Annotated in this window: 24 protein-coding genes; 13 read left to right on the top strand and 11 right to left on the bottom strand. The window is 67.9% G+C overall.

The features are described 5' to 3' along the window. Positions 1-20: 20 nt before the first annotated feature. The 12 genes from ACZ5PO_RS36240 (at position 21) to ACZ5PO_RS36185 (ending at position 11,820) form a co-directional block, all read left to right on the top strand. Entirely contained in the window at positions 21-1,076 is a 1,056-nt protein-coding gene (locus ACZ5PO_RS36240) for a sulfate ABC transporter substrate-binding protein (protein WP_464187651.1), read from the top strand. Further along, entirely contained in the window at positions 1,073-1,942 is an 870-nt protein-coding gene (gene cysT, locus ACZ5PO_RS36235; protein ID WP_464187649.1) for a sulfate ABC transporter permease subunit CysT, read from the top strand. Before ACZ5PO_RS36240 ends, cysT begins: the two co-directional genes overlap by 4 nt. After that, on the top strand, positions 1,935-2,819 hold the full coding sequence (gene cysW / locus ACZ5PO_RS36230; protein ID WP_464187647.1) for a sulfate ABC transporter permease subunit CysW: 885 nt from the start codon (positions 1,935-1,937) through the stop codon (positions 2,817-2,819). The genes cysT and cysW overlap by 8 nt, the downstream gene beginning before the upstream one ends. Positions 2,820-2,832: 13 nt before the next feature. Next, positions 2,833-3,879, top strand: coding sequence for a sulfate/molybdate ABC transporter ATP-binding protein (locus ACZ5PO_RS36225; protein WP_464187645.1), 1,047 nt, complete (start codon positions 2,833-2,835; stop codon positions 3,877-3,879). A gap of 161 nt (positions 3,880-4,040) precedes the next feature. Next, entirely contained in the window at positions 4,041-4,364 is a 324-nt protein-coding gene (locus ACZ5PO_RS36220; protein ID WP_464187643.1) for a DUF2849 domain-containing protein, read from the top strand. 80 nt (positions 4,365-4,444) lie between these two features. Next, a complete protein-coding gene (locus tag ACZ5PO_RS36215) occupies positions 4,445-6,106 on the top strand; it encodes a nitrite/sulfite reductase (protein ID WP_464187641.1) in 1,662 nt (553 codons plus the stop codon). Between the two features lies 1 nt (position 6,107). After that, positions 6,108-6,875, top strand: a complete 768-nt coding sequence (locus tag ACZ5PO_RS36210) for a phosphoadenylyl-sulfate reductase (RefSeq protein ID WP_464197176.1) — start codon at positions 6,108-6,110, stop codon at positions 6,873-6,875. Beyond that, entirely contained in the window at positions 6,872-7,387 is a 516-nt protein-coding gene (locus ACZ5PO_RS36205) for a DUF934 domain-containing protein (RefSeq protein ID WP_464187639.1), read from the top strand. Before ACZ5PO_RS36210 ends, ACZ5PO_RS36205 begins: the two co-directional genes overlap by 4 nt. A gap of 326 nt (positions 7,388-7,713) precedes the next feature. Further along, positions 7,714-8,679 carry a sulfate adenylyltransferase subunit CysD gene (gene cysD / locus ACZ5PO_RS36200; RefSeq protein WP_464187637.1) on the top strand — a complete coding sequence of 322 codons (966 nt, stop codon included), beginning with the start codon at positions 7,714-7,716 and terminating at the stop codon, positions 8,677-8,679. Continuing rightward, on the top strand, positions 8,679-10,586 hold the full coding sequence (cysN, locus tag ACZ5PO_RS36195) for a sulfate adenylyltransferase subunit CysN (protein ID WP_464187635.1): 1,908 nt from the start codon (positions 8,679-8,681) through the stop codon (positions 10,584-10,586). Before cysD ends, cysN begins: the two co-directional genes overlap by 1 nt. A 239-nt stretch (positions 10,587-10,825) precedes the next feature. Then, positions 10,826-11,293, top strand: a complete 468-nt coding sequence (gene lysM / locus ACZ5PO_RS36190; protein ID WP_464187633.1) for a peptidoglycan-binding protein LysM — start codon at positions 10,826-10,828, stop codon at positions 11,291-11,293. A 188-nt stretch (positions 11,294-11,481) separates the two neighbouring features. Continuing rightward, positions 11,482-11,820 (top strand): rhodanese-like domain-containing protein, encoded by a 339-nt coding sequence (locus ACZ5PO_RS36185; RefSeq protein WP_464187631.1) that lies wholly within the window; start codon positions 11,482-11,484, stop codon positions 11,818-11,820. Between the two features lie 375 nt (positions 11,821-12,195). On the opposite strand, the gene ACZ5PO_RS36180 is transcribed toward ACZ5PO_RS36185, so the two are convergent. Next, a complete protein-coding gene (locus ACZ5PO_RS36180; protein ID WP_464187629.1) occupies positions 12,196-12,681 on the bottom strand; it encodes a redoxin family protein in 486 nt (161 codons plus the stop codon). Between the two features lie 363 nt (positions 12,682-13,044). On the opposite strand from ACZ5PO_RS36180, the gene ACZ5PO_RS36175 reads away from it, so the two are divergent. Next, positions 13,045-13,668: a YqgE/AlgH family protein gene (locus ACZ5PO_RS36175; protein WP_464187627.1), complete on the top strand. Its 624-nt coding sequence runs from the start codon at positions 13,045-13,047 to the stop codon at positions 13,666-13,668. A 237-nt stretch (positions 13,669-13,905) separates the two neighbouring features. Here ACZ5PO_RS36175 and ACZ5PO_RS36170 read toward each other — a convergent pair whose 3' ends face one another. The 10 genes from ACZ5PO_RS36170 to ctaD all read right to left on the bottom strand — a co-directional run bounded on the left by ACZ5PO_RS36170 (position 13,906) and on the right by ctaD (position 25,426). Further along, a complete protein-coding gene (locus tag ACZ5PO_RS36170; protein ID WP_464187625.1) occupies positions 13,906-16,812 on the bottom strand; it encodes an EAL domain-containing protein in 2,907 nt (968 codons plus the stop codon). Between the two features lie 226 nt (positions 16,813-17,038). After that, the gene (locus tag ACZ5PO_RS36165; RefSeq protein ID WP_464187623.1) at positions 17,039-17,626 is read right to left on the bottom strand and encodes a GNAT family N-acetyltransferase; all 588 of its coding nucleotides are present in this window, start codon (positions 17,624-17,626) and stop codon (positions 17,039-17,041) included. A 34-nt stretch (positions 17,627-17,660) separates the two neighbouring features. Beyond that, the gene (thrC, locus tag ACZ5PO_RS36160) at positions 17,661-19,079 is read right to left on the bottom strand and encodes a threonine synthase (RefSeq protein WP_464187621.1); all 1,419 of its coding nucleotides are present in this window, start codon (positions 19,077-19,079) and stop codon (positions 17,661-17,663) included. Between the two features lie 143 nt (positions 19,080-19,222). After that, positions 19,223-19,900 carry an SURF1 family protein gene (locus tag ACZ5PO_RS36155; RefSeq protein ID WP_464197174.1) on the bottom strand — a complete coding sequence of 226 codons (678 nt, stop codon included), beginning with the start codon at positions 19,898-19,900 and terminating at the stop codon, positions 19,223-19,225. A 162-nt stretch (positions 19,901-20,062) separates the two neighbouring features. Further along, entirely contained in the window at positions 20,063-20,437 is a 375-nt protein-coding gene (locus ACZ5PO_RS36150) for a DUF983 domain-containing protein (protein ID WP_464187619.1), read from the bottom strand. A 119-nt stretch (positions 20,438-20,556) separates the two neighbouring features. Beyond that, complete coding sequence (locus ACZ5PO_RS36145) at positions 20,557-21,417, bottom strand: cytochrome c oxidase subunit 3 (protein ID WP_464187617.1); 861 nt, start codon at positions 21,415-21,417, stop codon at positions 20,557-20,559. A 42-nt stretch (positions 21,418-21,459) separates the two neighbouring features. After that, positions 21,460-22,092, bottom strand: a complete 633-nt coding sequence (locus ACZ5PO_RS36140) for a cytochrome c oxidase assembly protein (RefSeq protein WP_464187615.1) — start codon at positions 22,090-22,092, stop codon at positions 21,460-21,462. A gap of 10 nt (positions 22,093-22,102) precedes the next feature. Beyond that, positions 22,103-22,267: a hypothetical protein gene (locus ACZ5PO_RS36135; RefSeq protein WP_464187613.1), complete on the bottom strand. Its 165-nt coding sequence runs from the start codon at positions 22,265-22,267 to the stop codon at positions 22,103-22,105. After that, the gene (locus ACZ5PO_RS36130) at positions 22,267-23,268 is read right to left on the bottom strand and encodes a heme o synthase (protein ID WP_464187611.1); all 1,002 of its coding nucleotides are present in this window, start codon (positions 23,266-23,268) and stop codon (positions 22,267-22,269) included. The genes ACZ5PO_RS36135 and ACZ5PO_RS36130 overlap by 1 nt, the downstream gene beginning before the upstream one ends. Positions 23,269-23,809: 541 nt before the next feature. Further along, on the bottom strand, positions 23,810-25,426 hold the full coding sequence (gene ctaD, locus ACZ5PO_RS36125) for a cytochrome c oxidase subunit I (RefSeq protein ID WP_464187609.1): 1,617 nt from the start codon (positions 25,424-25,426) through the stop codon (positions 23,810-23,812). Positions 25,427-25,453 lie beyond the last annotated feature (27 nt).

Below are 25,453 nucleotides of genomic sequence, written 5' to 3'. Positions count from 1 at the left end.
CCGGTCGCCGGAGACGTACCATGAACACGCGCATCGAAGCCCGGCTGTTCGGCCGCTTGCCGGCCCTGGGCCTCGCCCTCGGGCTCCTCGGCGGACCCGTCCTGATCGCCGGCTGCGGTCCGGCGGCGGCCGAGACGAGCATCCTGAACGTCTCCTACGACCCGACGCGCGAGCTCTATCGCGACGTCAACAAGGCGTTTGCCGAGAGCTACAAGAAGCAGACGGGCGAGGAGATCACCGTGCGCACGTCCCACGGCGGCTCGGGCGCCCAGGCCCGCACCGTGATCGATGGCGTCGATGCCGACGTGGTCACGCTGGGCATCCCCTCCGACATCGACGCGATCGCCAAGATCACCAAGAAGATTCCGGCCGACTGGCGCGAGAAGCTGCCGAATCGCGGCCTGCCTTACACCTCGACCGTGGTGTTCGTGGTGCGCAAGGGCAACCCCAAGGCCATCAAGGACTGGGACGACCTGGTCAAGCCGGACGTGCAGGTGATCACGCCCAATCCGAAGACCTCCGCCGGCGGCCGCTGGAACTTCCTCGCCGCCTGGGGCCATGCCCTGAACGCGTCGGGCAAGGACCCTGCCAAGGCCAGGGAGTTCGTCACCGCGCTCTACAAGAACGTCCCGGTGCTCGACACCGGCGCGCGGGGCTCGACCGTCACCTTCGCGCAGCGCGGTCTCGGCGACGTGCTGCCGGCCTGGGAAAACGAGGCCTATCTGATCGCCGAGGAGTTCGGCAAGGACAAGGTCGACATCGTCGTGCCGCCGGTCTCCATCCTGGCCGAGCCCCCTGTCGCGCTGGTCGACGGCAACGTCGACAAGAAGGGCACGCGCAAGGTTGCCGAGGCCTATCTCAAGTTCCTCTATGAGCCGGAGGCGCAGGCCATCATCGCCAAGCACCGCTACCGTCCCAGCGACACGGCTGCCGCCAAGGGCGAGGCGGCGCTGCCGCCGGTGAAGACGTTCCCGATCGAGGAGCTCCTCGGCAACTGGGACGTGATCCAGAAGGACTATTTCGAATCCGCCGGCGTGTTCGACCAGATCTACGCGGCAGCCCGCGGGGCCAAATGAACGCCGCCGTGATCGCCCCGGCTCCGGCCGGGGGCTGGCGCTGGAAGCAGCCGAGCGTGATCCCGGGCTTCGGGATCTCGTTCGGCTACACCATTGTCTACCTCAGCCTCATCGTGCTGCTGCCGCTGGGGGCGCTGGTGCTCAAGGCGTCCACGGTCGGGCTGTCCGGCATCGTGGCGGTGGCGCTCGAGCCGCGCGTCTTCGCCGCCCTGCGCGTCAGCTTCGGCGTCTCGGCCGTTGCGGCCCTGGTCGCCTCGGTCTTCGGCCTGCTCGTCGCCTGGGTGCTGACGCGCTACGACTTCCCCGGCCGCAAGTTCGTCGACGCCATGGTGGACCTGCCGTTCGCCCTGCCGACGGCCGTGGCGGGCATCGCGCTCGCGGCGCTCTACGCCCCGAACGGCTGGATCGGCGCCCCGCTCGCCGCCCTGGGTGTGAAGGTCGCCTTCACGCCGCTCGGCATCTTCGTCGCGCTGGTGTTCATCGGCCTGCCGTTCACCGTGCGGACCGTGCAGCCGCTGATCGCCGACCTCGACCGCGAGCTGGAGGAGGCAGCCGCGACCCTCGGTGCCAGCCGCTCGCAGGCGCTGCGCCAGGTGCTGCTGCCGCCGCTGCTGCCAGCGGTGCTGACCGGGCTGGCGCTCGCCTTCGCCCGCGCCGTCGGCGAATACGGCTCGGTGATCTTCATCGCCGGCAACCTGCCGTTCGTGTCCGAGATCGCGCCGCTGCTCATCGTCATCAAGCTGTCCGAGTTCGACTATACGGGCGCCACCGTCATCGCGACGATCATGCTGGCGCTCGCCTTCCTCATGCTGTTCGCGATCAACCTGCTGCAGGCCTGGAGCCGGCGGAGGTTCGGCCATGGTTGACACAGCCGGGCACAGCCCCCCGCGCGCCTCGGCCGGGGCGACCGACGTCACCACCGAGCGTCGGGCGACGCGTGTCATCGCCACCCTCGTCGCCGTCGCCTTCCTCGCCTTCTTTCTGCTGCTGCCGCTGACGGTCGTCTTCGTCGAGGCCCTGCGCAAGGGCATCGGCGCCTATCTGGCGGCGTTCCAGGAGCCTGACGCCCGGGCGGCCATCCGCCTCACCCTGCTGGTGGCCGCGATCGCCGTGCCGCTCAACCTGGTGTTCGGCATCGCTGCCGCCTGGGCGATCGCCAAGTTCGAGTTCGCCGGCAAGAGCTTCCTGATCACGCTGATCGACCTGCCGTTCTCGGTGTCTCCGGTGGTGTCGGGTCTCGTCTATGTGCTGCTGTTCGGGGCCCAGGGGCTGCTCGGTCCATGGCTGCAGGCGCACGATATCCGCATTGTCTTTGCGGTGCCGGGCATCGTGCTGGCGACTGTCTTCGTCACCTTTCCGTTCGTTGCTCGCGAGTTGATCCCGCTGATGCAGGAGCAGGGCAATTCCGATGAAGAGGCGGCGATGACGCTGGGCGCCGGCGGCCTGCGCGCCTTCCTCACCGTGACCTTGCCCAATGTCCGCTGGGCGCTGCTCTATGGCGTGCTGCTCTGCAACGCGCGCGCCATGGGTGAGTTCGGCGCCGTTTCCGTCGTGTCCGGCCACATCCGCGGCCTCACCAACACGATGCCCCTTCACGTCGAGATCCTCTACAATGAGTACAACTTCGTCGCGGCCTTTGCCGTCGCCTCGCTCCTCGCTCTCCTGGCCCTCCTCACCCTCGTGGGCAAATCCATTCTCGAATGGCGGTTTGGCGACGCCATATCAGGACGGACAGCCCATTGATCGGAGCCCCTCCTTGGACATCCGCGTGGCCGGGATCAGCAAGGATTTCGGAGCCTCGCCTGCGCTTTGCGATGTAAGCCTCGAGATCAAGGCCGGCGAGCTGGTGGCGCTGCTGGGCCCGTCCGGCTCCGGCAAGACGACGCTGCTGCGGGTGATCGCCGGGCTGGAGCGGCCGGCCAGCGGCCACGTCTTCTTCGGCGACACCGATGCCACGCGGCTCAGCGTGCAGGAGCGGCAGGTCGGCTTCGTCTTCCAGCACTATGCGCTGTTCAAGCACATGACGGTGGCCGAGAACGTCGGCTACGGCCTGCGCGTGCGCAGCCGCGACCGGCGGCCGAGCCGGACGGCGATCCGCCAGCGGGTGGCCGAGCTCCTGGATCTGGTGCAGCTCGGCGGCCTCGGCGGCCGCTACCCGGCGCAGCTCTCGGGCGGCCAGCGCCAGCGCGTGGCGCTGGCCCGCGCGCTCGCCGTCGAGCCACGGGTGCTGCTGCTCGACGAGCCGTTCGGCGCCCTCGACGCCAAGGTGCGCAAGGATCTGCGCCGCTGGCTGCGCGAGCTGCACGGCCGCACCGGGCACACCACCATCTTCGTCACCCACGACCAGGACGAGGCCCTCGAGCTCGCCGACCGCGTGGCGATCCTCAACAACGGCCGCCTGGAGCAGATCGGCACGCCGGACCAGGTCTACGACGCGCCGGCCTCGGCGTTCGTCATGTCGTTCGTCGGCGACACCACGAGCCTGCCGGCGATCGTCGACGGCGGCCGCGTCCGCCTGGGCGGGCTGTTCCTCGACGTAAACGTGGGGGCCAGCAAGGACGGTCCCGCCCAGCTCTACCTGCGCCCGGCCGACGTGGTGCTCACCCCTGGCGCGTGCGGCGGCGGCCTCGCCGGCACCGTCGTCGGACTGCGGCGCACAGTGGCCGGCCGCCGCGCCGAATTGACGCTCGACGCGACCGGGACGCGGGTCGAGGTCGAGGTGCCGAACCAGCAATCGCTGAGCGTCGGCGACCGCGCCGCCGTCCATATCGTGCGGGGAACGTTGTTCACGGATCGGACCTGATCGGTTATTTAACGATCATATAATGTTAAATAGCCGTATTTTCATTTTTTGTCGGAGAATTTCTTTCTCTCGCTCTTGCACCATGTTAAACGGTCCCTCACATCGGAATAGTTAGCGAGTGCGGGTTCACCCGCGTCAGTGGCACAGGGGATTTCTTCGCTATGAAGCGAGCGGCCAAGGGGCTTTCGCCGCAGGTTGTGACGGCCAATGCGCTGATCACGGGATCGGTGGTGTTCCTCACTGCCGTCGGTACCTGGTCGGGCGCCATTGCCGATGCGGAGGTGGCCGACGACCCGGCGACCGCCGAGCGCCTGCTGGAGCGCGGCAATCGCGATGTCCAGCGCGACGTGGTGGTCGAGCCCTACCTCATCGATGTGCTTCGTGAGGGCGCGACGGTGCGGCCGGTGCTCCTGCGCGAGCGCATCCGGGCCCAGGGCGGTCCCACGATCCGCGAGAACCGTACGCTGGTGCACGCCGCCGCATAGTCGAAAGCGACAACAACGGGCCGGCGGCGCACGTTCGCCCCGGGGCAGGGTGCGGGGATGCAGACCCGCAGGACAAGACCATGTATCGCTATGATGAGTTCGATCGCCGCTTCGTTTCGCAACGCGTGGAGCAGTTTCGCGACCAGGTCGGCCGGCGCCTGTCAGGCGAGCTGACCGAGGACGAGTTCAAGCCCCTGCGGCTGATGAACGGCCTCTACCTTCAGCTGCACGCCTACATGCTGCGCATTGCCATTCCCTATGGCGGGTTGGACAGTGCCAAGCTGCGCAAGCTGGCCCACATCGCCAAGCGCTACGACCGCGGCTTCGGCCATTTCACCACGCGCCAGAACCTCCAGTTCCACTGGATCGAGCTCAGGGACGTGCCGGAGATCCTGGGCGAGCTCGCCGAAGTCGAGATGCATGCCATCCAGACGTCCGGCAATTGCATCCGCAACGTCTCGGCGGATCATTTTGCCGGCGCAGCGGTCGACGAGCTTGCCGATCCGCGGCCCTATGCCGAGATCCTCAGGCAGTGGTCGTCGCTGCACCCGGAGTTCACCTATCTGCCGCGCAAGTTCAAGATCGCCGTCAGCGGCGCGGCCCATGACCGGGCAGCCATCCAGGTGCACGACATCGGCCTGCAGATCGTACGCGACAGGGACGGTCAACTGGGCTTCACCGTCTATGTCGGCGGCGGCCTGGGCCGGACCCCGCTCATCGGCAAGCTCGTCCGGGAGTTCCTGCCCGAGAGCGAATTGCTGAGCTATTGCGAGGCGATCCTGCGCGTCTACAACCAGTTCGGCCGGCGCGACAACAAGTTCAAGGCGCGCATCAAGATTCTGATCCACGAGGCCGGCGTCGACGAGATCCGCCGCCGCGTCGAGGAGGAGTACGCGGCGATCCAGGGCCAGGCGCTCACCTTGCCCAAGGCCGAGCTCGACCGCATCGCCGCCTATTTCGCGCCGCCGGCCCACGAGGCGCTGCCCGCCCTGTCCGAGGCCTACGAGCAGGCGCAGGCGATCGACGCGGGCTTCGCGGCCTGGGCCGAGCGCAACGTCACCCCGCATCGTGTTGCCGGCTACGGCATCGCCACGATCACGCTCAAGGGTGTGGGCGAGGTGCCCGGCGACATCTCGGCGGCGCAGATGGAGGCGGTGGCCGACATCGCCGAGCGTTACGCCTCCGACGAGGTGCGTGTCAGCCACGAGCAGAACCTGGTTCTGCCGCACGTCAAGCTCGGCGACCTGCCGCAGGTCTACGCCGAGCTCCAGCGGGCCGGCCTCGCCTCGCCGCATGCGGGGCTGATCACCGACATCATCGCCTGCCCGGGGCTCGACTATTGCGCCCTGGCCAATGCGCGCTCGATTCCCGTCGCCCAGCGTATCGCCCAGCGCTTCGGGGACCTCGACCGGCAGCGCGAGATCGGCGACCTCAAGATCAAGATCTCAGGCTGTATCAACGCCTGCGGGCACCATCACGTCGGCCACATCGGCATCCTCGGCGTCGATCGCAAGGGCGAGGAATTCTACCAGATCACGCTCGGCGGCTCCGGCGACGAGAACTGCTCCATCGGCGACATCGTCGGCAAGGGCTTCTCGTCCGCCGAAGTGGTGGACGCGGTGGAGACCATCGTCGACACTTACGTGCGCTTGCGCGAAAGCCCGCGCGAGAGCTTCCTTGAGGTCGTGCGCCGGCTGGGCGAGGCGCCCTTCCGCGAGGCGCTCTATGCCGAGGCCGCTTGAGATGGCGACGGCGTTGGTGGGCGGGAGCGCGCCCACGGGAGCGATCGCGTCGGCTGCGGACCTCGCTGGCCGCGCGCGTGCGCTTGACGCGCGGTACGGCCACCGGCCGCCACGTGACATTCTGCGGCTGGTGCTGGACGAGCAGGTCGCCGGCCGGGCGGCGCTGGTATCGAGCTTCGGCGCCGAGTCGGCGGTGTTGCTGCATATGGCCGCCGAGATCGATGCCGGCGTGGCGGTGGTCTTTGTCGACACCGGCCGGCTCTTCCCCGAAACGCTCGCCTACAAGGATCGGCTGGTGGCCGCGCTGGGCTTGACCGATGTGCGCACCGTCGGCCCCGCGGCCGCGGTGGCGGAGGCGCGCGATCCGCTCGGCGCGATGTTCGCGCTCGACGCGGATGCCTGCTGCGGCTTCCGCAAGGTCGAGCCGCTGGCGGCCGCGTTGCAGCCGTTCGACGCCTGGATCACCGGCCGCAAGCGCTATCAGGCCTCGACGCGGGAGCAGATCCCCGCCTTCGACGCCAGCGACACCCACGTGAAGATCAACCCGCTGGCGGCGTGGAGCATGGCCGACGTCGCGACCTATCTGCGCGAGCACCACCTGCCGGCTCATCCGCTGGTGGCGGCGGGCTATCCGTCCATCGGCTGCACCCCCTGCACCACGCAGGTGGCCGCCGGTGAAGATGCACGCGCCGGCCGCTGGCGCGGCCAGGACAAGACCGAGTGTGGCATCCACCTGCCGCAGCCGCAGACCGTCGGGAGGCCCGCATGACCACGCTGGTCAAGGACGGCCAGATTGTCGACGATCCCTGGATCACGCCCGGCGACGACGAGCGGCTGCCGGCCGATAGCCCGGCGCTGATCTCCAAGGCTCGCTTCCTGGCCGAGCTGGAAGGGGTGAGCGGTCGCAATGCGCCCCTCGGCCTCAAGCTCGAAGCGGGGGAGGGGCTCGACGGCATCGAGGCCGATCTCCACCGCTTCTCGCTGATCGTGCTGAGCTTTCCCAAGTACACCGACGGCCGCGCCTACTCGCTGGCCCGGCTGCTGCGGGAGCGCCATGGCTTCAGCGGCGAGCTGCGCGCGTCGGGCGAGGTGCTGCGCGACCAGATCCCGCTGATGCGGCGCTGCGGCTTCGATGCGTTCGCGATCTCCCACGCCGGCACGTTGAAGGCGCTGCTCGAAGGCCGCATCAAGGATGTCGACGTGCACTACCAGCCCGCCGGCCTCGACGAGGTGGAACAGACGCCGCCCGGCGCCCGACCGTGGCTGCGCGTTGCCAAATAAGTCTTCAGCTTGCCGTACTGGAGCGTTTTTGCGATTGGGCGGGCTTGCCCAATTGCGAAGGAAGTACTCCGGATCGAACGAGTTGGAGCATGTCTTTGCAACTGGATGACGTCATCCGGTCGAAAATGCTCTCAAGCGTCGGACTCGGACGCGGACATCGTTTTGAGCTTATTTCGATGCTAGGACAAAGAGATAGAGCGGCAGCTCCGATCTGATCGAGGTGTCCGCCGCTCTCGCGCGAAGGCTCATGGCGCCGCTGCCCCATTTGCCTCCAGGCTGCCAACACCGACGCTCGCCCGGCGAGCTCGGCCTCGGAATGTAAGAAGATGCACGCTTCCACTGCCGCGCTCGCCCGAACCTCCGACCTGCCTGCCGTCGAACTGCCGCGCCAGCCGCTGTCGCCGCATCTGGCGCGTCTGGAGGCCGAAGCGATCTTCATCATCCGCGAGGTGGCGGCCGAGTTCCGCAACCCGGTGATGCTGTATTCGATCGGCAAGGACTCTGCCGTGATGCTGCATCTGGCCCGCAAGGCGTTCTTCCCGGGGCCGCTGCCGTTTCCTCTGCTGCATGTGGACACCACCTGGAAGTTCCGCGAGATGATCGCCTTCCGCGACAAGACCGCGGCCGAGCTCGGCCTGAACCTCCTCGTCCACGTCAACCCGGACGGCGAGGCCTTGGGCATCGATCCGTTCCGCTCGGGCTCCGCCGTCCATACCCAGGTGATGAAGACAGAGGGCCTCAAGCAGGCGCTCGACAAGTGGGGTTTCGATGCCGCCTTCGGCGGGGCCCGCCGCGACGAGGAGAAGAGCCGCGCCAAGGAGCGCATCTTCTCCCATCGCACCAGCAGCCACGCCTGGGAGCCGCGCAACCAGCGGCCCGAGCTCTGGCATCTGTTCAACACGCGCATCGCCAAGGGCGAGTCGATGCGGGTGTTCCCGCTGTCGAACTGGACCGAGCTCGACGTCTGGCAGTACATCCTGGCCGAGGCGATCCCGGTGGTGCCGCTCTACTTCGCCGCGCCGCGGCCGGTGGTGGAGCGCGACGGCGCGCTGATCATGGTCGACGACGACCGCATGCCGCTGGCGGCGGGCGAGACCCCACAGACGCGACGGGTCCGCTTCCGCACTCTCGGCTGCTATCCGCTGACCGGCGCCGTTCCGTCCGACGCGATGACGGTCGAGGACATCGTGCGCGAGCTCACGCTCTCCCGTTCGTCCGAACGGCAGGGCCGGGTTATCGACCACGACGACCAGGCGTCCATGGAGCGCAAGAAGCGCGAGGGCTATTTCTGATGAACGCGCTCACGCCCACCAAGGCCGCGCTGGCGGATGCGCCGCACGGCCTGCTGCGCTTCCTCACCTGCGGCTCGGTCGACGACGGCAAGTCGACGCTGATCGGCCGGCTGCTGTACGACACCAAAGCCATCCTGGAAGACCAGATGGCGGCCTTGGAGAAGGATTCCCGCCGCCACGGCACGACCGGCGACTCGGTCGATCTGGCGCTGCTCGTCGACGGGCTCGAGGCCGAGCGCGAGCAGGGCATCACCATCGACGTCGCCTACCGCTTCTTCGCGACGTTGCGCCGCTCGTTCATCGTCGCCGATACACCCGGCCACGAGCAGTACACGCGCAACATGGCCACCGGCGCGTCCAACTCCGACCTCGCCGTGCTGCTGGTGGATGCCCGCAAGGGGCTGCTGACCCAGACCCGGCGGCACGCGGTCATCGCTTCGCTCCTCGGCATCCGGCACGTCGTCCTGGCCGTCAACAAGATCGACCTCGTCGGCTTCGACGAGGCGACGTTCCGCGCCATCGTGGCCGACTTCGGTGCTTTCGCCGTACCGCTCGGCTTCCGGACCATCGAGGCCATCCCGCTGTCGGCCCGGTTCGGCGACAACGTCACGGAGCCGAGCGCGTCGACGCCTTGGTACGATGGTCCGACGCTGCTCGGCCATCTGGAGCAGGTGGACGTGGAGACGGACCGCACCTTGCAGCCGTTCCGCATGCCGGTGCAGCTGGGCAACCGGCCCAACCTCGATTTCCGCGGCTTCTCCGGCACGGTGGCGAGCGGCCGCATCGAGGTGGGCGAGGACGTCGTCATCGCCTCATCCGGCCACACCAGCCGGGTGGCGCGGATCGTCACCTTCGACGGCGACCGGGCTGAGGCCGTCGCCGGGGACGCGGTCACCATCGTGCTCGCTGACGAGATCGACGCGCCGCGCGGCGAGGTGCTGGCAGCGCCTAAGGCGCGGCCGGCCCATACGACGCGCTTTCGCGCGCGGCTCGTCTGGATGGCGGCGGAGCCGCTCAGGCCGGGCCGCAGCTTCCTGCTCAAGACCGGCACGCGCACCGTCCCCGCGACCGTGTCCCAGCTCACCGGCGCGCTCGACGTGGAGACCTACACGGACCGAGCCGTCGAGGAGCTGCCGCTCAACGGCATCGGGCTGATCGAGGTGGAGACCGGGGCTCCGGTCTCGCTCGATCCCTACGCCGACAATCGGGAGATGGGCGCCTTCATTCTCATCGACCGCTTCGCCAACACGACGGTCGCCGCCGGCATGGTCACCCAGACGCTGGGGACCGCCAACGTCTATCAGCACGGCTTCGATGTGGACCGTTCGTCCCGGGCCGGGCTGAAGCATCAGCGGCCGGTGCTGCTGTGGTTCACGGGTCTGCCCGGGTCGGGCAAGTCGACCATCGCCAATCTGGTCGAGCGCAGGCTGGCCGCGGTCGGGCGCCACACCATGCTGATCGACGGCGATGCGCTCAGGATCGGCCTCAATACTGATCTGGGCTTCGACGCGGCGAGCCGGGCCGAGAACATCCGCCGGGCCGGCGAGGTGGCGAGGCTGATGATGGAAGCCGGTCTTGTCGTGCTGTGCGCCTTCGTCTCCCCGTTCCGGGCCGACCGTGAACGCCTGCGCGAGCGCATCGGCGCCGATTTCGTCGAGATCTTCGTCGATACGCCGGTCGAGATCTGCGCCGAGCGCGATCCCAAGGGCCTCTACGCCCGCGCCAAGGCCGGCGGCATCAAGGATTTCACCGGCATAGGCCAGGACTACGAGGCGCCACTGGCCGCCGATCTGGTGCTGAGCGCGGGGCAGGGCACGCCCGAGCAATTGGCCGAGCGGGTGCTGGCCTTCGTCGAGCCGCTGATCGCGGGCGACCGGCCGACCTCGGAGGACTCGGCCGCACTGTGAGCGGCGAGGGCGCCGAAGGCAGCGGCGCCCATGCAGCCGTTCATGGCCGGGAAAAATCGTTCTCGGTCGATCGTCCCGATTGTCAATATTTGGCGATTTAAGGCAAAATCGGGCTTTCCCTGGCCTTGAGCCTTTTGTTCCTTGACGGCTAAGTGTACTGAACAGCTTGTCAGCTGGATGTCACATGCGCATGCGCTACATCTAGCGGCGTAGAACGCGCCACGTCGAAGGAGTGAGCTATGGGACTGTTCAGCTTTATCAAGGATGCGGGTGCCAAGCTGTTCGGCACGACCGAGGCCCACGCCGCTGAGGCGCTGACCCCGGATGGGCTGAAGCAGCACCTCAAGGAAGCCGGGTTCAACGCGGACAACCACGAGATCACCGTCGACGGCGACAAGGTCACCATCAAGGGCAATGTCGCCACCCAGGAAGAAGCTGAGAAGACCGTGCTGACGCTCGGCAACAGCAAGGGTGTCGCTTCGGTCGACAACCAGCTGACGGTTGCCGCCCCGGGCTCGGAAGCCAAGTTCTACACCGTGGTGAAGGGCGACACGCTCTGGAAGATCGCCGAGGAGCACTACGGCAAGGGCCACGGCGACAAGTATCCGGAGATCGTCAAGGCTAACAACCCGCCGGTCAAGAACCCCGACCTGATCCAGCCGGGCTGGGTGCTGCGCATTCCGCCGCTGCCGGCCGCGCAGGCGTAAGCCAGGTTCCACGTTCCACGGTCGCGGATGCCGAGGGCCGACAGCCCTCGGCATTCGCTTTTTTTCAGCGCCCATCGGTGCTGGAAGCGGCGGCCCCCGATGGCTATTTGCCGGGTACGGAGCGACGATACCGAAGGGCGGACGTCGGTCCCGGATCGACGATGATCCGAGACATGAGGGAGCAGACAGTGAGCGACCAACCCAACGCGCCGATCGTCCATCTGGACCGCGAGGAGATCAAGCGAGGCCTCGCCGACGGCAGCATCCTGCTCGTCGACGTCCGTGAGCCGAATGAGTGGGACGCGGGCCACATCCCGGGCTCCGTGCTGTTTCCTCTGTCGACCTTCGATCCCGGGGCGCTGCCGGATCCGCAGGGGCGGCGCCTGGTGTTCTCCTGCCGCTCCGGCAATCGCTCGCAGACGGCCATCGCGCACGCGCTGGGCGCCGGTCTGCCGTATCGGGAGCATTACCGGGGTGGCTTCAAGGACTGGGCCGAGAGCGGCGAGCCGGTCGAGACCGACGCTTAGAGGGTCGAGCCCGAAAAAGTAGGCACCGACTTGAGCCACGTGGCACGGCGACCGGGTGAGTCCATCCCATCGCAACGCGCGCTGGGTTAGAGCACTTTGCGATTGGGTGGACTCGTCCAATCGCGAGAAAGCGCTCCAGATTCAAGAAGTTATGAGCATTTCCTGATCGGGTGGAAGCACCCGATCAGAGACAAGCGCTCCGGATGAAAGGACCTGGAGCATGCCTATCCGATCAGATGAGTCCATCTGACCGGGACCTGCTCTAGAGCATTTCGCCATTGGATGGACCCATCCAATGGCGGAGAAATGCTCATAGTCTTTTGAATCTGGAGCGCTTTCTTGCGATGGGGTGGTTCCACCCCATCGCAAAGCGCTCTAGAGGCTCTTGAGCAGGTTTTCTGCAGAGGAGACGTCGGCCTTGCCGGGCGCTTCTTCCAGGTTCAGTGCCTCGACGATGCCGTCGTTGACGACCATGGCGTAGCGCTGCGAGCGGGTGCCGAGGCCGAAGCCCGAACCGTCCATGGCGAGACCGATGGCCTTGGCGAAGTCGCCGTTGCCGTCGGCAAGGAACTGGACCTTCCCTTCGGCGCCCGAGGCCTTGAGCCAGGCGTCCATGACGAAGACGTCGTTGACCGCCGTCACGTAGATCCCGTCCACGCCCTTGGCCTTGATGGCGTCGGCCTGGGTGACGAAACCGGGCAGGTGATTGCGGTGGCAGGTCGGCGTGAAGGCGCCGGGCACCGCGAAGAGCACCGCCTTCTTGCCCGCGAAGATGTCGTCGGTGGTCTTGGCTGCAGGCCCCTCCGCCGTCATGATTCGGAACGTCGCCTGGGGGAGATGATCGCCGACTTTGATCGTCATCATGAGCTCCTGAAAAGGCCGTGGCGCGGACGTGCGCGGGCAGGCCGGCCGCATGTCACCGTGCTTAGAGCGTGTTGCGCCGTTTGTCACGGCGGACGCGGGCGCGACGCGTCCCGGAGCTGGCGCAAGGGCCTTCATCGCAAATTGGCCGTTCCGCGCCATGTCCTTATTTGGGCATGATCTTTTTGCAGTATCGGTGGTCGCCTCGGCGAGCCGGAGGTTCGGCGCGGGTGCGATCGTTCGGTCGGATTTGATGCGGCTTCGCCGCGTTGCTGCGCACGGCATCCTGGCCCTGGTTCGGCCCTAAGGGGGACCACGATCGAGCTTTTTTGGGTATAGGAAAAAGAGGCTGCTGGTCTTAGCATGGGCACTATGAGGATCCCGCGCGTCACCCTCGGCTCCGACTCCAAGGGGTATCTCGACGGCCAGCTGCTGGTCGCGATGCCGACGATGGAGGATGAGCGCTTTTCGCGTGCGGTGATCTACCTCTGTGCCCACTCCGACGAAGGTGCGATGGGCATCATCGTCAACAAGCCGGCGGCGGATCTCAACCTGCCGGATCTGCTGGTGCAGCTCGACATCATCGGCGCCGACACGGCGATCCGGCTTCCCCAGCGGGCCGAACGGGTCAAGGTGCTGCGCGGCGGGCCGGTCGACACCGGCCGCGGCTTCGTCCTGCACACGCCCGACTTCTTCATCGACAATTCCACCTTGCCAATCGACGACGGCATCTGCCTGACGGCGACGGTGGACATCCTCAAGGCGATCGCCCGCGGCGAAGGTCCCGAAAGCGCCATCCTGGCGCTCGGCTATGCCGGCTGGGGCGCAGGCCAGCTGGAGAGCGAGATCCAGTCCAACGGCTGGCTCCATTGCCCGGCCGAGCCGAGCCTGATCTTCGACGCGGCCGCCGAGACCAAGTACGACCGGGCGCTGCGCCTGATCGGCATTGACCCGATCATGCTGTCCGGCCAGGCCGGCCACGCCTAATCGCTCTGCCTAAAGGCTTTGACGCTTGGCCCCGCTTGCGGCTGCCATCCGCCAGCGTCAGGGCCGGGTCGAGCCCGGCCCTGACGGCGAGGGACGTGGGATCGTAGCGGGCGAGGCCCCGCTATGGTGAATGGCTGCACGGCACCAGGAGGCAAGCCCGCGCGCAGCCGTGCGAGCGGGCGCGGCGGCTTCCGGCCAGGGCCAACCGTCAAAACCTGTGTGCGGATCTACGACGGATCAGGCAGCCTCAGGCGCCGAGCCCACCAGGCGGCGCGCGTCGTAGGCGCTCATGGCGTCCCCGAAGGCCTGCCCCTGGGCGTAGTCGCAGCCCAGCTGTGACAGCTCGACCGAATCCGACTCGTCCTCGGCACCATCGGCGCCCACCTCGATGCCGAGATCGTGGGCGAGCGCGATGATCGACCGCAGGATCGCCGTGCGCGCCGCCGAGCCCTTGTGGCGGACGATCGAGGGATCGATCTTCACCATGTCGAACTCGAAGCGCTGCAGGTAGGTCAGCGGCGATTGGCCGACGCCGAAGTGCGCCAGCGAGACGCCCGCCCCCGCGTCGCGCACGCGCTGGAGCATGCGGACCGCAAACTCCGGATGCTCGGTCAGCAGCCGCTCCGGGATATCGAGGCGGAGCGAGCCGGGCAGGACGCCCGAGCGCTCGATCACGGCGCGCATCGGATTGAGCGTCTCCGGTCGCAGCAGCCGGCTGCTCGGCAGGCTGACGCCGGCGAACATCGGTGGGTCGACGTCGAGCACGTCCTGCCAGGCGGCCAGCTCCCGCGCCGTGCGCTCGACCGCGAAGGCGAACAAGTCGCCGAGCAGGCCGTTGTCGATGGCGATATCGAGGAATTCGGACAGGCCGAGACGGCCCTGGCGTGGATGGTCCCAGCGCAGCACCGTCTCGAAGCCGGCGACGGTGCGGTCCTCGAGGCGGACGATCGGCTGGAAGAACACCTTGATCTCGCCGCGGTCGAGCGCCTTGCCCAGGTCCGAGCCGAGCGTCAACGGCTCGGTCCTGAGCCCGCGCATCATCGGTCGGAACGCCTCTATCTGGTTGCCGCCCTGGCGCTTGGCGTAGGCCATGGCGATCTCGGCATTGCCCAGCAGCTCCTCGGCGCCGGCCTTCATCGTCGGGTCGTAGAGCGCGATGCCGATCGAGCCGGTCAGCACCGCCTCGTGCTCGCCGAGCGGGATCGGCGTGCTCAGCACCTCGCGGGCGCGCTCGGCGAAGGCGGTGATCTGGTCGGGCTCCACTTCCGAGAACAGGATGACTGCCAACTCGTCACTGCCCAGACGCGCCAGCGTATCCTGCGGCTTGACCAGCCTGGCCAGGCGTCTGGCGACCATCTGCAGCACGGAATCGCCCACCGCGGGCCCTGCGTCCTCGTTGATGGTGCGGAAGCGGTCGATATCGATGACCATGACCGTCGGCCGCACGAATTCGTCCCGGCGCGCCAGCACGAGGGCCGAGTCCAGCCGATCGAGGTAGAGCTGACGGTTGGGCAGGCCGGTCAGCTTGTCGTAGATCGAATCCTGCAGCAGCCGTTCCTCGGACACCTTGCTTTCGTTGATGTCCGACAACGTTCCGACGACGCGGATCACCTCGTTGTCGCTGCCGACGACCGGCCGGGCCTTGAGCTGGTACCAGAGGAAGTGCCCGCGCGCCGCCTTGAGCCGGAAATCCATGGCGATGCGGCCGCGGCGCTGCTCCAGCACGGCATCGAGCGTGGTGCGATAACGGTCGCGATCGAGCGGATGCAGCAGATCCAGCCAGTCGGCCGCTCCGCCGTCGAGCGTATCGCGCTTCAGGCCCAGCTGCTGCTCGAGCTCCGGGCTCACCGAGATGCGGTCGGTCAGCACGTCCCAGTCGAAGACGATGTCGCCCGAGCCGGCGAGTGCCAGGGCGCGCCGCTCGGTATCGCTCACCAGCCCCTGCGCCAGGGCGCCGCCGGCGAAGGCGTGCTGCATGACGGTGAAGCCGATCAGCATGACGATGAGCACCAGGCCGCCGATCAGCGCCGGCGAGACGAGGTCGCGGCTGAGCTCGCCGGTGATCGCCAGCGCCGCCGCGCCCACCCAGACCAGCAACAGCGTCCATGTGGGGATCAGCATCACCGCGCGATCGTAGCCGCGGCTGGCCAGGTGGACGACCAGCGCAAAGCCGATGGCCGCGACCGCGGCGATGGAGATCCGCGCAACCCCCGCGGCGACCGGGGGATCGATGACCGCGAGCCCCACCAGGGCGCCCAGGAAGATCAGCCAGGCGGCCGTGACGTGGCTGTAGCGGACGTGCCAGCGGTTGAGGTTGAGGTAGGCGAACAGGAACACCAGCAGCGTCGCCGCCAGCACCGTCTCCGCGCCGGCCCGGTAAAGGCGGTCGGTCCCCGCCGTGATCGGGAAGATGCGCTGGATGAAGCCGAAGTCGATGCACGTGTAGGCCAGCACCGCCCATGCCAGCGCCGCCGCCGCCGGGAAGATGACCGCGCCCTTGACGACGAAGACGATGGTCAGGAACAGCGCCAGCAGCCCCGATATGCCGATGATGATGCCCTTGTAGAGGGTGAGGCCGTTCACCTTCTGCTTGTAGGCATCCGGCTCCCACAGCGACAGCTGCGGCAGCTGCGGGGCGCTGAGCTCGGCAATGAAGGTCACCGTCGTGCCGGGGTCGAGCGTGATGGTGAAGACGTCGGCGTCGGCGCTGTCGTCGCGCTCGGGCTTGATGCCCTGGCTCGCGGTGATGGCAGCTATGCGCGAGGCGCCGAGATCCGGCCACACCACACCTGAACCGGTGAGCTTGTAGTGCGGCGCCACCAATAGCCGGTCGATCTGCTCGTCGCTCGGATTGGACAGCGCAAAGACGATCCAGTCCGGCCGCGTCCCGGTCTCGCGGGCCTTGACGGCGATGCGCCGGACGATGCCGTCGGGGCCGGGCGCCGTCGAAATCTGGATGACGTCCGCCTCGGAGCGATAGTGCTCGACCACGGAGGTGAGATCGAGCGCCGGCTGGTCGAGCGACACCCGCACCGCTTCGACCGCCCGGGCGGGGCCGGCAGTTGCGAGAATCGCAAGCACCAGCAGCGCGCACGGGACGATAAGGCGAAGGCGTAGCAGCGGGAGAGACTCTGACAGCAGCATGATCCAGTCTGAACAGGGATGTCGTAATCAGGCGCGCGGCGGAGGGCAACCGGTCAAGCCAAAGCCTGGAGCGGGAGCCTGGGCCAAGGTCATGGTCGAAGTAAGGACACTGACGATCCGGCCCGGCGGTGATCGGCCGCGTCGGCTGCCGCGCGGCCGCGCGGTCGGTTGCGCGGCTGTGCGCTGCGGCGCCGGAGATCGGCGCGCCGGTCGCTTGGATGGTCGATCATACGTTGGGATCGTCCCTCAGTCGGGCGTAGAGGAGGTGGTCCTGCCACTCTCCTGCAATGCACAAATAGCGGCGAGCCAAGCCCTCGCGGATGAATCCGGCCTTTTCGAGAAGCCTGATGGACGGACCATTGGTCGGCAGGCACGCCGCTTCCAGGCGGCGCAGCCCGAGCTCGCCGAAGGCAAAGCGGGCCGTCGCCTTCACCGCCTCGGTCATCAGCCCCCTGCCGGCATAGCGCTCGCCCATCCAGTAGCCGACGGTCGCCGACTGGGAGACGCCGCGACGGATGAGGCCCAGGGTGAGACCGCCGACCAGCACGTCGCCCGGGCTGGAGAAGACGAAGAGGGGGTAGGCGCAGTCGTTGCGGATCTCGTCGATGTAGCGCCGGATCCGGCGCCGGAACGCCGTCCGCGCCAAATCGTCGGCGGGCCACAGCGGCTCCCAGGGTTCCAGGAAGGCGCGGCTTTCGGCGCGCAGCACCGCCCATTCCTCATAGTCGGTCATCGTCGGCGCCCGCAGGTAGAGGCCCGAGCCGTGCACCCGGGGAAAGCTCTCGTTGGCGGACGTCAGTCGGAACAGGGCCATGCCATCACCCTCCGCCAGCCCCGCGTTGCCGGCCTCACGCCGCGATTCCGGCAACGGCGCGGGCGCGACCGCGAATGAAGTTTTCGATCGCCGCCTGGTCGTTGGCGATGACCGTGAACCGCTCCGGCCGGTCGAAGAGGTCCGCCAGATGCGGCGGGAGGGCCGGGCGCAGCCCGGTCGCGCGCTCTACGGCGTCCGGAAATTTGGCCGGGTGCGCGGTGCCGAGCGCCACCATCGGCACGGCGGGATCGCGCGCCAGCTCGCGCCGGGCGCCGCCGACGGCCACGGCGGTGTGGGGATCGAGCAGATATCCCGCTTCGCGCCAGACCCGACCGATCTCCTCCTGGGTCTGCCGCTCGCTCACGGCGTGGCCGGTGAAATCGGTCCGGATGGCCGCGAGCGGCTTGGCATCGATATTGAAGCTGCCGCCCTGCTGCAGGGCGCCCATCAGGCGACGGACCTGCTGCCCGTCGCGGCCATAGACCTCGAACAGCAGCCGCTCGAAATTGGACGAGACCTCGATGTCCATGGACGGCGAGGAGGTGGGCTTGACGCCGCGCACCTCGTAGCGGCCGCTCGCCAGGGCGCGCACCAGGATGTCGTTCTCGTTGGTGGCGATGGCGAGCCGGTCGATCGGCAGGCCCATGCGCTTGGCGATGTAGCCGGCCAGCACGTCGCCGAAATTGCCCGTCGGCACGGAGAACGACACCGGCCGGAACGGTGCCCCGAGCGCCACGGCCGAGGTGAAGTAATAGACCGTCTGGGCGGCGATCCGTCCCCAGTTGATGGAGTTGACGCCGGAGAGCGCCAGCTCGTCGCGGAAAGCGTGGTGGTTGAACAGGCCTTTGACGATGGCCTGGCAGTCGTCGAACGTGCCTTCCAGGGCGATGGCATGGACGTTGGGTGCATCCACGCTGGTCATTTGCCGGCGCTGCACCTCGGACACGCGGCCGTGCGGGTAGAGGATGAAGACATCCACCTGGTCCAGGCCGCCGAAGGCCTCGATGGCCGCCGAGCCGGTATCGCCCGAGGTCGCACCGACGATGGTGGCGCGCTGGCCACGCGCCTCGAGGGCGTGGTCCATCATGCGCGCCAGGAGCTGCATGGCCACGTCCTTGAAGGCGAGCGTCGGCCCGTGGAAGAGCTCGAGCACGAACAGATTGTCGCCGATCTGCACCAGCGGGCAGACAGCCGGGTGTCGGAAGCCGGAATAGGCGGCACGGACCATGTCGCCCAGTCGCGCGGGGGGCATATCGTCGGCGGTGACGAGCGCGCCCAGCACGCGCTCGGCCACCGCTGCATAGGGCTCCCCGGCGAACGCGGCGATGCCGTCGGCCGCGAGCCGCGGCCAGGTCTGGGGCACATAGAGCCCGCCATCCCGTGCCAGTCCGGCGAGCAAGGCGTCAGTGAAGCCGATGGCGGGCGCTTCGCCCCTGGTCGACACGTGCAGCAATGGTCCCTCCGACGGCGCAGGTTACGGCCCGCGCAGGACGGTTTCAAGGAATCGGAAGCCGTTAGGCGAGGTATTAGCCCTATTCTTCAATGTCATGGCTGAAATCAGCCCCCGGCGGGGCCGGCGCCGCGGATGTGCCGGCGCTACCTCCGATGCTCGCTCACGCGCCGGACGGCGAACGTGATGAAAACGCCGGCCAAGCCCGCCGCCAATCCAAACCAGGTCAACGCGTATTGCAGGTGGTCATTGGGAAAGCTGACCACGGTCAGGCCGCCGCGCGGGCCCTCGACCTGGCCGGGCCGGGCATCGGCATCGATGAGGAAAGGGGCGGTGCGCTGAAGCCCGCCGGCGGCGGCGATGGCTGCGATATCGCGGGTGAACCATTCGCCCCGCGCCGGATCATCCGCGGGTGTGAAGGTGCCGCGCGCCTGCGACGCCCGCATCAGGCCGGTGACGGTCACCGTCGGGTCGGTCCGCCGATCCAGCGCGGCCAGCGCCTCGCGCATCTCCTGGGCGATGAAGCCGCGGTTGACCAGTACGGTCGCTCCGGAGGCGAGCTCGAGCGGCGTGATGACCACGAAGCCGGCCACCACCGTGCCACGCTCGCGCGGGGAGTTGCCGCGGACCAGAACCTGCTTGTCGAACCGGTAGCGGCCGGTGGCCTCGACGTGCCGGTATTCGTCGGCCTCCGCCGTCCATTGCGGCCATTGCGCCTCCGGCGGAAGCGGGGCGGGTGCGGCGTGGATGCGGGCGTCGATGCGGGCCAGCAGGTCGGTCTTCCAGGCCCGCCGGTCGAGCTGCCACAGGCCCAGGCCGACCAGGATGGCGATGCCGATGACGGTCGCGACGGCGGGCCACAGGAGCCCGCGCAGGGGGCCGTGCCCGGCCGAATCGGGCGTGCGCGGCGGCGGATTGCCCGTATGCGGCGCGCTGCCCCGGGGGCGATCACGTCTGCCGCGGATCGCGACGAACCGGCGCGTGAGTCATCGCTCAAAGCGCCCTTCTTCGGCCTTGTTGACGTACTGCTGCGCGATCATCACGCCCTTCAGCGGCCTGAGCGGCAGGACGCACAGCAGGAATGCCAGCGGCAACGTGGTGATCAGGTGCACCCAGAACGACGGCTCGTAGGTGAACTCGAGCCACAGGGCGAAGCCCAGGACCATGACGCCGGCGATCGTCATGATGAAAAAGGCCGGGCCGTCGGCGGCGTCGGCGAACGAGAAGTCGAGCCCGCAGACGTCGCACGACGGCGCGACGCCGAGGAAGCCCTTGAACAGACGGCCCTGGCCGCAACGGGGACACCGGCCCGCGATGCCGGTGGAGATCGGATCTTGCGGAGGATAGTGGTCAGTGCTCATGGTCGGCGTTCTCGGTCGCAGGATGCCTCGTCGTAAGTCCCCCACGTTTCCGCGAGGGGGCGCATCCTGATCCGCGTGACGGGCGCCGACCTGAAGGCCGCCGCCCGCCGGGATGCACATCAGTGGCCGGCGATCGGCCCGGCGCCCCACACGTAGATGCAGGCGAACAGGAACAGCCAGACCACGTCGACGAAGTGCCAGTACCAGGCCGCGAACTCCAGGCCCAGGTGGTGCTTGGGCGTGAAGTCGCCGCGCAGCGCCCGCAGCAGGCAGACGATCAGGAACGTGGTGCCGACGATGACGTGGAAGCCGTGGAAGCCCGTCGCCATGAAGAAGGTGGCGCCGTAGATGTTGCCCGAGAACGCGAAGTGCGCGTGGGCGTACTCGTAGGCCTGCACCGACGTGAACAGCAGGCCCAGGATCACGGTGAGGATCAGGCCCTGCTTGAGGCCTTCGCGATCGTTGTGCAGCAGCGCGTGGTGCGCCCAGGTGAGCGTCGTGCCGGAGGTCAGCAGGATCAGCGTGTTGAGCAGCGGCAGGTGCCAGGGGTCGAGCGACTCGATGCCCTTGGGGGGCCAATGCCCGCCGGTCATCTCGGTGCGCGCGTACTGGATCGCCTCGCCCGGGAACAGCGCCGCGTCGAAAAAGGCCCAGAACCAGGCGACGAAGAACATCACCTCGGAGGCGATGAACAGCATCATGCCGTAGCGGTGATGCAGTTGCACCACGCGGGTATGGTGGCCCTCGTCCTGGGCCTCCCGGATCACGTCGATCCACCAGCTGGCCATGACGTAGAGCACGCCGATCAGGCCTGCCCCGAGCAGGTAGGGGCCGAGCTTGAGGCCGCCCATGCTGAGGCCCTTCATGGACATGACGAGCCCGGTCGCCATGACGAAGAAGGAGATCGAGCCGACCAGCGGCCACGGGCTGGGGTTGACCAGATGGTAGTCGTGCTGGGGCTTCGCGTGCGCGTCGGCCATTGAAGGGGTTCTCCTGCCTCAGGGAGTAAGGCGCTTATAGCCTCACAATTTCGATTTGTCCGTCGCACCTTCGGTCGCAGCCAGCGGCCGGCCGTCCTTGGCCGGGAAGACGGTGTACGACAGCGTGATGGTGGAGAGGGTCTTGAGGTCGCGGTCCTTGGCGAGGTCGGGATCGACGTAGAAGACCACCGGTGCGTCGATCGATTCGCCGGGTGCCAGCGTCTGCTCGGTGAAGCAGAAGCACTGGATCTTGACGAAGTAGGCGCCGGCCTGCTCGGGCTGGACGTTGAAGGTGGCGATGCCCGTCGTCGGCACTTTCGATCGGTTGGTGATCCGATAGAACACGGTCTTGGTCTGGCCCAGCGGCGCTGCGACCTCGGTCTGCTCCGGCGTGAAGCTCCAGGCCACGCCAGGCGCCACGTTGGCGTCGAAGCGCACCGTCACCTCCTGCTCGGCCTGGGCGGTGGATGGTCCGGTGCCGATCCGCGGCGTGCCGGCGAAGCCCGTCGCCTGGCAGAACAGGCGGTAGAGCGGCACCGCGGCAAACGACAGCGCCACCATGCCCAGTACGGTGGCGGCACAGGCGATCGCGGTGGCACGCCGCCCCCGCGACGAGGCCGTCGCGCCGGACAGGGCGCCTCGGCCTTCGGTATCCTGATCCGGGGTGGTGCTCATCGCGCCCTCCTCACAGGGGCCGGTTGAGGATGTTGACGCCGAGCTTGGCGACCGTGACCACGTAGAACAAGAGCGCCAGGGCGCCGAGGGCGAGGCCGATGGCGATGTTGCGCGCGCGGCGACGCTTGCGCTCCTCGGGCGTCAGCACGATGCCTGTATGCTCGTCGTCGGCCATCACAGCATCCGTACGGGCAGGACGCCGCCGAGCAGGTCCGCGAGGGAGGCCGCCTGGCCGCCGAGGCCCAGGCTGCGCTCGGCAAGCAACGTCGCGAACAGCAGCAGCAGGTACAGGATCGAGAAGCCGAACAGGTGCTGGGCGGCCCGCGTGGCCGCCTCGCCGGTCCGGCGCACGAACACCCGGACCGCGAAGGCCAGCATGACCGCGCCACACACGCCGGCAACGACGGCATAGGCCACGCCGCCCACGCCCAGCACGAACGGCAGCATGCCGCAGGGCACGAGCAACAGCGTATAGATGAGGATCTGCAGGCGCGTGGCGTCGGGGCCGGCGACGTTCGGCAGCATCGGAATGCCGGCCCGCCCGTAGTCGTCCGACTTGTTGAGCGCCAGGGCCCAGAAGTGTGGCGGCGTCCACAGGAAGATGATGAGGAAGAGCACGGCGGTCTGGGCGCTGACACCGCCGGTGACCGCGGCTTCCGCCACCATGGGCGGGAAGGCGCCCGCGGCGCCGCCGATGACGATGTTCTGCGCCGTCGCCCGCTTCAGCCACATGGAATAGACCACGGCGTAGAAGAAGATGGTGAAGGCCAGGAACGCGGCGGCAAAGAGATTGGTGATCAGCCCGAGGAAGGCGACGGAGCCGACCGACAGCGAGACGCCGAGGGCCAGCGCCTCGTCGGCTGCCACCCGGCCGGCGGGAATCGGCCGGCCCTTGGTGCGCGACATCTTCGCGTCGATGTCGGCGTCCCACCACATGTTCAGTGCGCCCGAGGCGCCGGCGCCGATGGCGATGGCGACTAGGGCGGCGAAGCCGATGACCGGGTTGACGTGGCCCTTGCTCACCACCATGCCGACCAGGGCGGTGAAGATGACGAGCGACATCACCCGCGGCTTGAACAGCTCGATATAGTCGCCGACGGTCGCAGTGGAGATGGCCGGGCGAGAGCCGAAGGCGGCGTCGGCCGTGCGTGCGTCGGTCAGTCGATCGCCTGTCATCGTCATACTGCGAGCGTCTTTCCTCGAGGGGCGGCGCGGGAGCGCCGCCCGGTGCGGCTGCGGGGGCCGGGGCGCGCCGCCGCTGCACGGTGATCGGAGCGAGCCGCCGGACGACGGACAGCGCCATGCGTCCAGCCTCGCTGTCGCGTTTCGCACGGCATCAGATTAGAGCCATTCGCGGAACGCGGCCGCTCGGTTCTAACCGCAACCGCCGCATACTCAAGAGCCGAGCCCGGGCCAGCGCTGTGGCGCTTTGTCCGCCTGGAGCGCCTCGTGAGCGGCGGGAATCTCCCGCTCGGACGGGCGCGCGCCAGATCCAAACAGTTGGCGCAGCCCAATCCGGGCGGATGAGCCCATCTGTCGGACTGCAACGCATCCGGAGCGGCGGCGAAGCCGACGCCCCTTTTTGGGGCCGATGCTCTGGCAGCGGATCCCCGATGTCTTAACGAACGAAGCCGGGACCAGGGTCCCGGCTCGACGTCCACCTCGGCATGACCAACCCTGCCGGGCATGGCCGGGGCAAGCCCGGCCATGACGCCGTTCAGTGATCGGAGCCCGTGATGCGGGGCAGCGTCTCGAACTGGTGGAACGGCGGCGGCGACGACAGCGTCCATTCCAGCGTGGTGGCGCCGACGCCCCACGGATCGTTGGCGGCGCGCTCCCGACGGCTGTAGGCGACATAGACGCCGTAGAAGAACACCAGCAGGCTGAAGGCGAAGATGTACGAGCCCATCGACGCCACCCGGTGCCAGCCGGCGAACGCGTCCGGATAGTCCACGTAGTGGCGCGGCATGCCGGCGAGGCCCAGGAAGTGCATCGGGAAGAACAGCACGTTGGCGCCGATGAAGGCGAGCCAGAAGTGCAGCTTGCCGATCCAGTCGGGGATGACGTAGCCGAACATCTTCGGGAACCAGTAGTACCAGCCGGCGAAGATGCCGAACACGGCGCCGAGCGACAGCACGTAGTGGAAGTGGGCCACGACGTAGTAGGTGTTGTGCAGCTCGCGGTCGACGCCGGCGTTGGCCAGCACCACGCCGGTGACGCCGCCCACGGTGAACAGGAAGATGAAGCCGATCGCCCAGACCATCGGCGCCGTCAGCCTGAGCGAGCCGCCCCACATCGTCGCGATCCACGAGAAGATCTTGATGCCGGTGGGCACCGCGATGACCATGGTGGCGAAGACGAAGTAGCGCTGCGTGTCGAGCGACAGGCCGACCGTGTACATGTGGTGCGCCCACACGATGAAGCCCACCGCGCCGATGGCGACCATGGCGTAGGCCATGCCGAGGTAGCCGAAGATGGGCTTGCGCGAGAACGTCGAGACGATGTGGCTGATGATGCCGAAGGCCGGCAGGATCATGATGTACACTTCGGGGTGGCCGAAGAACCAGAACAGGTGCTGATAGAGCACCGGGTCGCCGCCGCCCGAGGGATCGAAGAAGGTCGTGCCGAAGTTGCGGTCGGTCAGCAGCATGGTGATGGCGCCGGCCAGCACCGGCAGCGCCAGCAGCAGCAGGAAGGCGGTGACCAGCACCGACCAGGCGAACAGCGGCATCTTGTGCAGGGTCATGCCCGGCGCGCGCATGTTCAGGATCGTGGTGATGAAGTTGATCGCGCCCAGGATCGAGGCCGCACCGGCCGCGTGCAGGGCGAGGATGCCGAAGTCCAGCGCCGGGCCCGGATGGCCGGAGACGGAGAGCGGCGGATAGACCGTCCAGCCGCCGCCGAAGCCGGGGACGCCCGGGGCGCCTTCCATGAACAGCGAGGTGAACAGCAGCAGGAAGCCGGTCACCGTCAGCCAGAAGGAGATGTTGTTCATGCGCGGGAAGGCCATGTCCGGCGCGCCGATCATCAGCGGGACGAACCAGTTGCCGAAGCCGCCGATCAGGGCCGGCATCACCACGAAGAACACCATGATCAGCCCGTGGCCGGTGACGACCACGTTGTACATCTGACCGTTGGAGAAGATCTGCAGCCCCGGCTCCTGCAGCTCGATGCGCATCAGGATCGACAGGAAGCCGCCGATGAGGCCCGCCATCAGGGAGAACAGCAGGTAGAGGGTGCCGATGTCCTTATGGTTGGTCGAGAACAGCCAACGGCGCAGGCCGGTCGGATGATCGGCATGGGCATCATGCGGGGCGGTGGTCGTCGAAGCCATCGGTCAGCTCCCGGGTTCTTCTTGTCT

The sequence above is a fragment of the Chelatococcus sp. KU-N122 genome, assembly GCF_055391085.1.
The sequence above is the reverse complement of the archived record's forward strand: the minus strand, read 5'-3'. Positions and strand labels throughout refer to the sequence as shown.

Bases quoted from the DNA above. Each gene is read 5' to 3' on its own strand.
- ACZ5PO_RS36240 (WP_464187651.1), top strand. From the start codon at position 21: ATGAACACGCGCATCGAAGCCCGGCTGTTCGGCCGCTTGCCGGCCCTG.
- cysT (WP_464187649.1), top strand. From the start codon at position 1,073: ATGAACGCCGCCGTGATCGCCCCGGCTCCGGCCGGGGGCTGGCGCTGG.
- cysW (WP_464187647.1), top strand. From the start codon at position 1,935: ATGGTTGACACAGCCGGGCACAGCCCCCCGCGCGCCTCGGCCGGGGCG.
- ACZ5PO_RS36220 (WP_464187643.1), top strand. From the start codon at position 4,041: ATGAAGCGAGCGGCCAAGGGGCTTTCGCCGCAGGTTGTGACGGCCAAT.
- ACZ5PO_RS36215 (WP_464187641.1), top strand. From the start codon at position 4,445: ATGTATCGCTATGATGAGTTCGATCGCCGCTTCGTTTCGCAACGCGTG.
- ACZ5PO_RS36210 (WP_464197176.1), top strand. From the start codon at position 6,108: ATGGCGACGGCGTTGGTGGGCGGGAGCGCGCCCACGGGAGCGATCGCG.
- ACZ5PO_RS36205 (WP_464187639.1), top strand. From the start codon at position 6,872: ATGACCACGCTGGTCAAGGACGGCCAGATTGTCGACGATCCCTGGATC.
- cysD (WP_464187637.1), top strand. From the start codon at position 7,714: ATGCACGCTTCCACTGCCGCGCTCGCCCGAACCTCCGACCTGCCTGCC.
- cysN (WP_464187635.1), top strand. From the start codon at position 8,679: ATGAACGCGCTCACGCCCACCAAGGCCGCGCTGGCGGATGCGCCGCAC.
- lysM (WP_464187633.1), top strand. From the start codon at position 10,826: ATGGGACTGTTCAGCTTTATCAAGGATGCGGGTGCCAAGCTGTTCGGC.
- ACZ5PO_RS36180 (WP_464187629.1), bottom strand. From the start codon at position 12,681: ATGACGATCAAAGTCGGCGATCATCTCCCCCAGGCGACGTTCCGAATC.
- ACZ5PO_RS36175 (WP_464187627.1), top strand. From the start codon at position 13,045: ATGGGCACTATGAGGATCCCGCGCGTCACCCTCGGCTCCGACTCCAAG.
- ACZ5PO_RS36170 (WP_464187625.1), bottom strand. From the start codon at position 16,812: ATGCTGCTGTCAGAGTCTCTCCCGCTGCTACGCCTTCGCCTTATCGTC.
- ACZ5PO_RS36165 (WP_464187623.1), bottom strand. From the start codon at position 17,626: ATGGCCCTGTTCCGACTGACGTCCGCCAACGAGAGCTTTCCCCGGGTG.
- ACZ5PO_RS36150 (WP_464187619.1), bottom strand. From the start codon at position 20,437: ATGAGCACTGACCACTATCCTCCGCAAGATCCGATCTCCACCGGCATC.
- ACZ5PO_RS36145 (WP_464187617.1), bottom strand. From the start codon at position 21,417: ATGGCCGACGCGCACGCGAAGCCCCAGCACGACTACCATCTGGTCAAC.
- ACZ5PO_RS36140 (WP_464187615.1), bottom strand. From the start codon at position 22,092: ATGAGCACCACCCCGGATCAGGATACCGAAGGCCGAGGCGCCCTGTCC.
- ACZ5PO_RS36135 (WP_464187613.1), bottom strand. From the start codon at position 22,267: ATGGCCGACGACGAGCATACAGGCATCGTGCTGACGCCCGAGGAGCGC.
- ACZ5PO_RS36130 (WP_464187611.1), bottom strand. From the start codon at position 23,268: ATGACAGGCGATCGACTGACCGACGCACGCACGGCCGACGCCGCCTTC.
- ctaD (WP_464187609.1), bottom strand. From the start codon at position 25,426: ATGGCTTCGACGACCACCGCCCCGCATGATGCCCATGCCGATCATCCG.